The sequence below is a fragment of the Mesorhizobium sp. M1A.F.Ca.ET.072.01.1.1 genome, from assembly GCF_004023325.1.
GTDB lineage: Bacteria > Pseudomonadota > Alphaproteobacteria > Rhizobiales > Rhizobiaceae > Mesorhizobium.
Genome location: NZ_RZSF01000281.1, coordinates 1 through 8892 on the forward strand (window position 1 = coordinate 1; position 8892 = coordinate 8892).

Annotated in this window: 6 protein-coding genes and 1 pseudogene; 1 reads left to right on the forward strand and 6 read right to left on the reverse strand. The window is 66.0% G+C overall.

Annotation, left to right across the window (positions count from 1 at the left end; all coding sequences use genetic code 11):
- The 3 genes and pseudogenes from EOA32_RS28470 to EOA32_RS28480 all read right to left on the reverse strand — a co-directional run.
- A pseudogene (locus EOA32_RS28470) lies at positions 1–188 on the reverse strand (insulinase family protein); the annotation flags it as partial.
- Between the two features lie 125 nt (positions 189–313).
- Positions 314–868, reverse strand: a complete 555-nt coding sequence (rsmD, locus tag EOA32_RS28475) for a 16S rRNA (guanine(966)-N(2))-methyltransferase RsmD (RefSeq protein ID WP_128373488.1) — start codon at positions 866–868, stop codon at positions 314–316.
- Entirely contained in the window at positions 849–2942 is a 2094-nt protein-coding gene (locus EOA32_RS28480) for a pseudouridine synthase (protein ID WP_128373489.1), read from the reverse strand. The genes rsmD and EOA32_RS28480 overlap by 20 nt, the downstream gene beginning before the upstream one ends.
- A 181-nt stretch (positions 2943–3123) precedes the next feature.
- Here EOA32_RS28480 and EOA32_RS28485 point away from each other — a divergent pair, with 181 nt between their 5' ends.
- Positions 3124–3585, forward strand: a complete 462-nt coding sequence (locus EOA32_RS28485) for a nucleoside deaminase (protein WP_066996659.1) — start codon at positions 3124–3126, stop codon at positions 3583–3585.
- A gap of 92 nt (positions 3586–3677) precedes the next feature.
- On the opposite strand, the gene EOA32_RS28490 is transcribed toward EOA32_RS28485, so the two are convergent.
- The 3 genes from EOA32_RS28490 to EOA32_RS28500 all read right to left on the reverse strand — a co-directional run bounded on the left by EOA32_RS28490 (position 3678) and on the right by EOA32_RS28500 (position 8637).
- A complete protein-coding gene (locus EOA32_RS28490) occupies positions 3678–4355 on the reverse strand; it encodes a hypothetical protein (protein WP_082980518.1) in 678 nt (225 codons plus the stop codon).
- Between the two features lie 247 nt (positions 4356–4602).
- Positions 4603–7587 carry an isoleucine--tRNA ligase gene (gene ileS / locus EOA32_RS28495; RefSeq protein ID WP_189407437.1) on the reverse strand — a complete coding sequence of 995 codons (2985 nt, stop codon included), beginning with the start codon at positions 7585–7587 and terminating at the stop codon, positions 4603–4605.
- Between the two features lie 252 nt (positions 7588–7839).
- Positions 7840–8637, reverse strand: a complete 798-nt coding sequence (locus EOA32_RS28500) for a MipA/OmpV family protein (protein ID WP_095778378.1) — start codon at positions 8635–8637, stop codon at positions 7840–7842.
- Between the last annotated feature and the right edge of the window lie 255 nt (positions 8638–8892).

An 8892-nucleotide genomic window follows, 5' to 3' on the forward strand; every position in this document is an offset into this window, starting at 1 on the left:
ATCTTGTACCATACCATATGAGTGACGATCGGGGCGCGATGGTCCGGAATGACGACGACTTCCAGGCCGTTCTCGAGCAGGAAATCCTTGACCTCGGCTTCGTCGGCAGCGCGTGCCGGAGCCTGCGCCGCGAACGCCAGCGCGCCGGCAAGGAATGCTGCGCGCAGGCCTCTGGTGTTCAATGTCATCAAATGCTCCGGTTTCGGTCGCGCGACGATAGAAAAGGTTCCATGGCGAGGCAAAGTGATTTCTTCGTCATTTTCGAGGCGCGTGCGTCATTTCCTTTTCCCTTGCGGGAGAAGGGACGTGCCCCTCACCCCACCTCGATAAACCGGATCACCGTGTCGCCATAGCCGCGCTCGTCCACCACGGAAAAACCGGCGCCCGGTTCGAACGGCGCGGACGCCGCCTCCTCGACCACGCAGAGCGCGCCGGGCAGGAGCCAGCCGCCGGCCTTTGCCGAGCGCAGCGCCCGCTCGCCGAGGCCCTTGCCATAGGGCGGGTCGGCAAAGACCAGGCCGAACGGCGACAGCGTGCCGGCTTCGCCCAAATGGGTCGCGTCGCGGCGGAAGATTTTGGTCCGGCCGGTGAGTCCGAAGGCCTCGACATTGTCGCGGATCAGCCCGCGCCCTTCCGCCGATTCCTCGATGAAGACGCAGTAGGAGGCGCCACGCGACAGCGCCTCCAGCCCGAGCGCGCCGGTGCCGGCGAAGAGATCGAGCACACGGCCGCCTTCGAGCTTTTCGGCATAGCGATGCGCCAGCACGTTGAACACCGCCTCGCGGGTGCGGTCGGTGGTCGGACGGATGGCATTGGAACGCGGCGTCGCCAGCGGACGCCCGCGAAACTCACCGCCGACGATCCGCATTGCCACCCCTCGGCCCCTTCGGACCGCGCGGCCTGTCGCCGCCGCTTCCCTCCGGCCGATCGTCTCTTGGCTTGCCGAACGGCTTGCCCTTGCCGCCCGGCCTGAACGACGCCTTCCGCGCCTTCGCTTCCGCGGCCTTCGCGGCGTCGGCCTCCGCCCTGCCCTTGCCGATTGGACGCGCGCCCGGCCCCATCCACACCTTGGCCTTGCGCTGGCCGGGCGGTTCGATCGGCCGCGGTTCGCCTTTCTTGCCGCCGGCCCTGCCGCCGAAGCCGCGCTCGGACTTGCCGAAGCCGCGCTCGGATTTGTCGAAGCCAGACTTGCCGAAGCCAGACTTGTCGAAGCGAGACTGGGGACCGCGTTCGCCGAAGGCTCGCTCGGGCTTCGTCGAAAGCTTGCTCAGCGCCTCGTCGCGGCTGCCCTCACGGCGCTTGCGGGCCTTGATCAGCCCGCCCTCGCCGATCGGCCGGCGGTCGCCCTCGCGCGTGAATTTCGGCCGCTCGTCCTCATCGCGGCGCGGCTCGCTGCGCCGCACCGGCTTGTTGGAGAACGGTTTTTGGATCTCGGCGTCGAAATTGGCGCCGGACTCTTCAACCAGCCGCTCGCCGAGCTGCTCGCGCAGCGTGCGGCCCTTGATCTCCTGCACGTGCCCCTCGGGCAGCTCGTTGAGCTGGAACGGCCCATAGGAGATGCGGATCAGCCGCGTCACCTCCAGCCCCAACGCGCCGAGAATGTTCTTCACCTCGCGGTTCTTGCCCTCGCGCAGGCCGATCGTCAGCCAGGCATTGCTGCCCTGCTCGCGGTCGAGCGAGGCCTCGACCGAGCCGTAGAACACGCCGTCGACGGCAATGCCGTCGCGCAAGGCGGTGAGCTTGCTCTCCTCGACCTTGCCGTGGACGCGCACGCGATAGCGCCGCAGCCAGCCGGTGGCCGGCAGTTCGAGCACTCGCGACAGCCCGCCGTCATTGGTCAGCAGCAGCAGCCCTTCGGTGTTGATGTCAAGGCGGCCGACGGTCATCAGCCGCGGCAGATCGGCCGGCAGCACGTCGAAGACGGTCTTGCGGCCTTCCGGATCGCGGTTGGTGGTGACCACGCCTGCCGGCTTGTGGAACAGGAACAGCCTTGTGCGCTCGATCGGCGGGATCTCCGTGCCGTCGAGATGGATGACGTCGTCGGGCATGACGTTGAAGGCCGGCGACGACAGCACCTTGCCGTTGACCTTGACGCGGCCGGCGGCGATCAGTTCCTCGGCGTCGCGGCGCGAGGCGATGCCGGCGCGCGCCAGCCGCTTGGCGATGCGCTCGCCGGCCTCCGGCGCTGCTTCTGAGGGCCGCGGGCGCGGCTTGAAGCCGCCTTCCGGCTTTCTCGCGGCGCTGTCGCGCGGCGCTCGATCGGCGAAATCCCGCTTCGGGCGCTGCGCGAAGTCGCCTCCGTCTTCGCGCTGCGGCCGGTCGGCCAAGTCGCGCTTGGGCCGATCGCCGAAATCCCGCTTGGGCCGATCGCCGAACTCGCGCTTGGGGCGATCGAAGCGCCGTTCGGCGCGTTCGCCTTCGGCGGCCATCGGCCGGTCGCCGCGCGGCGTGTAGGGCTTGCGGCCTTCGCGCTTGTCGAAGGGTTTGCCGTCGCGCGGCGGACCTTTGCGGAACGGTCGTTCGCCACGCTCTCCACCTTCGCCCCCGTCACGAGGCTTGTAGCTGCGTTTGAAATCGCGGCGCTCGCCTTCCGCGGCCGCTGGCCGATCGCCACGTGGCGTATAGGGCTTGCGGGCGCCATCGCGCTTTTCGAACGGCTTTCCCTCGGGGCGCGGCCCTTTGCGGAACGGTCGTTCTCCGCGTTCCGCGCCCTCGACGGCGCGCGGCTTGTAGCTGCGCTTGAAATCGCGCGCGGGGCGCTCGCCATCGGCGGCCATCGGCCTGTCGTCACGCTGCGTGTAAGGCTTGCGCGCGCCATCGCGCTTCTCGAAGGGCTTGCCCTGCGAACGCGCTCCCTGGCGGAACGGCTTGTCGCCGCGCGGCGTCGGTTTCGATCCGCCTTTGCCCGGCCCTTTGCGTGATGATTTCTTGTCGTCGTCCATATGGATCTTGCTCTTCTTGGACTGCCGCGGCGTACGCGCCCGGTCGGACGCGTTATGCAGGCAGTGTCATCTTGATTTGCGCATGCAGCAGCGCGGCAAAAACCGATTCCGGTTTTCAGGGTCACGCGCTAGATAACAGGATCACCGTCGGGTGGCGAGGAGTAATCGGAATGCAAAGCGCGTGAAGCGGCCGGATTTCATGGCTTTGGCGCTCAAGGAAGCCGAAGCGGCCGCAAGCCGGGGCGAAGTGCCGGTCGGCGCGGTGATCGCCAACGGCAACATTGTCGTGGCCAAGGCCGGCAACCGCACGCGCGAGCTGGCCGATCCGACTGCGCATGCCGAGATGCTGGCGATCCGCGAAGCCTGCCGGCAACTCGCCAGCGAGCGGCTTACCGGTCACGATCTCTATGTGACGCTCGAGCCCTGCGCCATGTGCGCCGGCGCCATTTCGTTCGCGAGACTCCGCCGGCTCTATTTCGGCGCGGCCGACGAGAAGGGCGGCGCGGTGGTCAACGGCGTGCGCTTCTTCGCCTCGCCCACCTGCCACCACGCGCCGGACGTCTATTCCGGCTTGGGCGAAAGCGAAGCGGCCCTCATCCTGAAGGAGTTCTTTCGCGAGAGGCGGAATGGCAGTGAATGGTGAATGGTTGACGCAAGCAGTGAGTAGCAAAGAAGCAGGTCGTGAGTAGTGAGCAACAGAGACCTATTCGCTATTCGCTATTCGCTATTCGCCACTTACAGCCCCAGCCAGTCGAACCAGCCGCCGCCCTTCTTGCCTTCCGCCTGCGCCTTGAGCCGGCGCTCCTTCTTGTACTCGTCCTCGCCGAGCTCGTTTTGCGGCGCGGTGTCGGCGGCCTGACGATAGGCAAGCGGCGGCTCGCTCAAATACTTGCGGACATTGGGATTGCCCTGCTTCTGCTCCGCGAGGCGGCGCTGGATCTCGGCGGTTCGGGTCGCGCTGGAATCGTCCGGCGACCAGCGCGGCGGATGGCTGGATGCAGAATCGGCCAAAGCCTTCTTCACCGCCACCGGGTCGGTCTGAACGTCCTCGACCGCTTCCGGCTGGTAGTTCGGGTCGTTCTGGTGGGCGGTCGCGTCGGCGCGAATGCGGGCGCGGCGCGCCTCGGGCGATTCGGGCCAGTCGGCGCTCGCCGTCTGGATGCTTTCCTGCGGTGGCGGCAGAGTTTCCTTCTGTCCCGGCGCGGGCTTCACCAGGTCCGGGCGCGGCTTATAGTCGATAGGATCGCGGCGCTTCGGCGTGATCGCGACGGCGCCCGAAACGTCGTCGGCGAGTTGCTCGGCGGCGGTCTTGTCGGTTCCGTAGGTCGGAGAGCCGACGCAGCCCGACATAGCCATGGCCGATGCCACAAGCGGCGCCAGCAGCGCGGCGCGCGCAAACGTTCTTTCGGTCATGCCAAAAAGTCCCACTTTAAAGCCTTTCGGTCGCCACCGGCCACAGGGGCGCGGTCCCCTTCTTCCCCGCGTTTGCGATGGAAATCCGGCGACAATTTGTCTGCCGGAGTGTCGCGTGTTTACCTCAACCGCTTGTCAAGGGCAACGCGCGGGCGAATTTGCGCCGCCCGGCGTGGCACTTTTGCACTTATTTGATGGGTGCAAATCGCTAGCCCAAAACCGCTGCACACTTTTGGGCGACATGCACCTACAAACGCCCGAGCGCCCTCAGTTCACGCAGCACGGCAGCATCGCGGGCCGAGACATCGCGAAATTCCGGATCCTGCCCGACATCGGCCGTGTAGCGCCAGGAGCGCGCGCATTTGACCAGACCGCGATCCTCGGCCTTCTCGACGACGACCGCGACGCCCTTGACGTCATCCAGCGTGAAAGCGCCTTGCGGCGCCTTGCCATGGCTGATGACCAGATCGCTGGTGATCGCCATCTCGGCCATGTCGACATCGGCGATGGCTGCTTCCAGCGCCGCATCGTCGATGGTGACCACCGGCACGGCTTCCAGCGAGGAGCCGATCAGTTTATCGGCGCGCGCGATCTCGAGCGCGCCGGTGACGACGCGGCGCACCTGCCGGACCTTGCGCCATTTCTCGGCCAGCGCCTCGTTCTTCCAGTTATCCGGAATGGCCGGGAACTGGTCGAGATGCACCGAGGCGGCTTCGGGGTGACGGTCGAGCCAGGCCTCTTCCATCGTGAAAGGCAGCATCGGTGCCAGCCACTTCACCAGGCATTCGAAGAGATGGCGCACGACCTGCACCGACGCCTTGCGGCGCAAGCTGGACGGCGCGTCGCAGTAGAGCGCGTCCTTGCGGATGTCGAAATAGAAGGCCGAAAGCTCCACCACCATGAAGTCGAGCAGCGCGCGGGTGATGCGCTTGAACTCGAAGGCGTCGTAGCCCTGGCGCACCGCCTCGTCGAGTTCGGACAGCCGGTGCAGCATCAGCCGCTCCAGCTCCGGCATCTTGTCCAGCGGCACGTCCTCGCCATCGTCATGGGCGAGCGTGCCCAGCATCCAGCGAATGGTGTTCCTCAGCTTGCGGTAGGCATCAATATTGGTCTGCAGCACGTTCTTGCCGAGCCGCTGGTCTTCCCAATAGTCGGTTGTCACCACCCAGAGCCGCAGGATATCGGCGCCGGACTGTTTTATCACGTCCTGCGGCACGACCGTGTTGCCGAGCGACTTCGACATCTTGCGGCCTTCCTCGTCCATGGTGAAGCCATGGGTGATGACCGTCTCGTAAGGCGCCCTGCCCCTCGTCCCGCAGCTTTCGAGCAGCGAGGAGTGGAACCAGCCGCGATGCTGGTCGGAGCCTTCGAGATAGACGTCGGCCGGCCATTTGAGGTCGGGCCGATCCTCAAGCGTGAAGACATGCGTCGAGCCGGAATCGAACCAGACGTCGAGGATGTCCGTCACCTGATGCCATTTCGAGGCGTCGTGGTTGCCGAGGAAGCGCTCCTTGGCGTCCGGCGCGAACCATGCGTCGGCGCCCTCCTGCTCGAAGGCGTCCATGATGCGCTGGTTGACCGCCTCGTCCTTCAGCACATTGCCGTCGGCATCGGCGAAGACGGCGATCGGCACGCCCCAGGCACGCTGGCGCGACAGCACCCAGTCGGGGCGCTCCTCGATCATGGCGCGGATGCGGTTCTGGCCAGCCGCCGGCACGAAGCGCGTGTCGTCGATCGCCTGCAGCGCGCGGCTGCGCAGCGTCGTGCCGTCGCCGAGGTCCTTGTCCATATAGACGAACCATTGCGGCGTGTTGCGGAAGATGACGGGCTTCTTCGAGCGCCAGGAATGCGGATAGCTGTGCTTCAGCCGGCCGCGCGCGAACAGCGCGGTGCGCTTGATCAGCTCCTCGATCACCGCCTGGTTGGCATTGCCCTTCTTGCCGTTGTCGTCGATGACGCGCGCGGGGCCGCCCTCGCGGTCCGCGCCGAAGCCCGGCGCGTCCTTGGTGAAGAAACCGGCATCGTCGACCGGGAACGGGATCGAGGTGTCAACGCCGCGCTTGATGAGTTCGGCCACCGCATCCGTCCAGGCATCGAAGTCCTCGCGGCCGTGGCTGGGCGCGGTGTGCACGAAGCCGGTGCCGGCATCGTCGGTGACATGCTCGCCGGCAATCATCGGCACGGGGAACTCGTAGCCGCCGCCCAGTCCTCTGAAAGGATGCGAAAGCGTAAGACTTGCAAGCTGTTCAGGGGAGACGTTGTGAAGCCGGTTCAAGGTGACCTTGGCTTTGGAAGCGGCGTCCTCCGCCAGCGCGTCGGCGAAGATCAGCTTCTCGCCGGGCTGCGGCCCGAAGCTGTTCTCGGCCGCGGTCACTTCGTAGAGGCCATAGGCGACGCGCGGCGAAAAGCTGACAGCGCGATTGCCGGGCAGCGTCCAGGGCGTCGTCGTCCAGATGACGACATGCGCCTCCAGCAGGTCGAGTGCCGTCCCATTCAGCGCCGGCGCGGCATCGGCGGCGTCGACCGGCCGGGCAAGGCTCGCCACCGGGAACTTCGCCCAGATCGTGTCGCTCTCATAGTCCTGGTATTCGACCTCGGCCTCGGCGAGCGCGGTGCGCTCGACCACGCTCCACATCACCGGCTTCGAGCCGCGATAGAGCTGGCCGGACATGGCGAATTTCAAAAGCTCGCCGGCGATCCGCGCCTCGGCGTGATAGGCCATGGTCGTATAGGGATTGTCGAAATCGCCGATGACGCCGAGCCGCTGGAACTCGTCGCCCTGCACCTTGATCCAGTGGGCGGCGAAGTCGCGGCATTCCCTTCGGAACTCGTTGACCGGCACCTCGTCCTTGTTCTTGCCCTTGGCCCGGTACTGCTCCTCGATCTTCCACTCGATCGGCAAGCCATGGCAGTCCCAGCCAGGCACGTAGTTGGCGTCGTAGCCGCGCATCTGGAAGGAGCGGTTGATGACGTCCTTCAGGATCTTGTTGAGGGCGTGGCCGATATGGATGTTGCCGTTGGCGTAGGGCGGACCGTCATGCAGCACGAATTTCTCGCGGCCGGCGGCTTCATCGCGCAGCTTGCGGTAAAGCTCCATGTCCTGCCAGCGCTTGACCAGGCCGGGCTCCTTCTCGGGCAGGCCGGCGCGCATCGGGAAATTGGTCTGCGGCAGGTAAAGCGTTTTGGAATAGTCGATGGTTTCAGCAGTATCGGTCACGGGGGTGTCGGTCATTGGTCTGCCATGTGCATTGCCCGTTGGCAAAATAGCTCGGGCGTTGAACTATCATGATCTGGAAAAAGCGCGAGGGGGCCGCGCGCAAAAGTCCCGGCGGCTCCGGCGGCGCTTAGGCCGCCCGGAACACCGGGCCCGTAATTCGTATCGCGATCGCAAAAAGGCGCGAAAAGCTCGTCATGGCGTGGCTTTTAGCGGATGCCGCGGCAGGAATAAAGCGCGGATTTCAAGCCAAAGCGCCGGTATTTTGACTTACATCGAGAAATTGAAACGGTAGGTGGTCGACACGCCAACGGTCCACTGATCGCGGTCGCCGCGCTCCTTGACCAGGCTGGAATCGGCCGCCGGCCCCATCAGGCGGGAATATTCGGTGAAGACGCTGGCCGTCATCGGCTCGGTCACTTTCCAGGTGATCGCGCCGCCGAGCCCGGTCGACTTCAGCCCGCCGCCCGGATGGTATTCGCTGAGGCCCGAGGCCGCAGCTTCCGTGGCGTTGACGCCGTAATAGGCGTCGAAATAGCCGGCCGAGGCGAAGGAGACACGGGGGCCGCCGGATATGCGGACGGTCGGGGTGACGTCGTAGAAGGCGTCGGCCGCGATGTCGGCGACGAAGCCGTTATGGGCGCGGATGCCGTGTCTGAGCTCCGCCCGGGCCCGCACCCAATCCAGCGGATAGAATTCGAAGAAGCCGCCGACCTCGCCGCCCCAGCGCACCGGATCAAGGCCTTGCAATTCGTCCTTGCTGGAACGCGAGAACAGGAACTTGCCGGTCAAGCCGGCGCGCACGCTGCCGTCGTCGATCAGCGCCAGCGAGATGTTGTCGTTGCGCGAGGTGAAACGCGCCTCCGGCCCTGCCTTGCCGAGCGAGATGATGGGCTGGGCGCTCAGCATATATTTCTTGCCGCCCTCGAAATTCGGGGCAACGAGACCGGTGGCGCCGAGCGTCAGGTACCAGTCGCCGGAAATCCAGCTCCCCTCGCCGGCCTGGGCAGAGGTGACGGCCATCAGGCCAGAGGCGAGAACCAGCGGAATCGTCCCGACAATACGCATCGCCAACCCTTACGCGAAACAGGCCGGCAGGAACACCGGGCAGCGCAGAAGGCATGGCGTCAGTGCGGTAAATTTTGACTTAAGATCCGTAACAGAGACGGCGCGGACCGCCAGCATGGAAATCGGCCGCCCGGCTCAGCTGCCGCGCGGCGCGTGAGACATGTCCAGCAGCTTGGCCACGGCCTTCGAGCCCTTCCCCGCGACGCGTGCCGATCCGTCGTCACCCACCTCAACGGTGGCGCCGCTGGAGAAGCT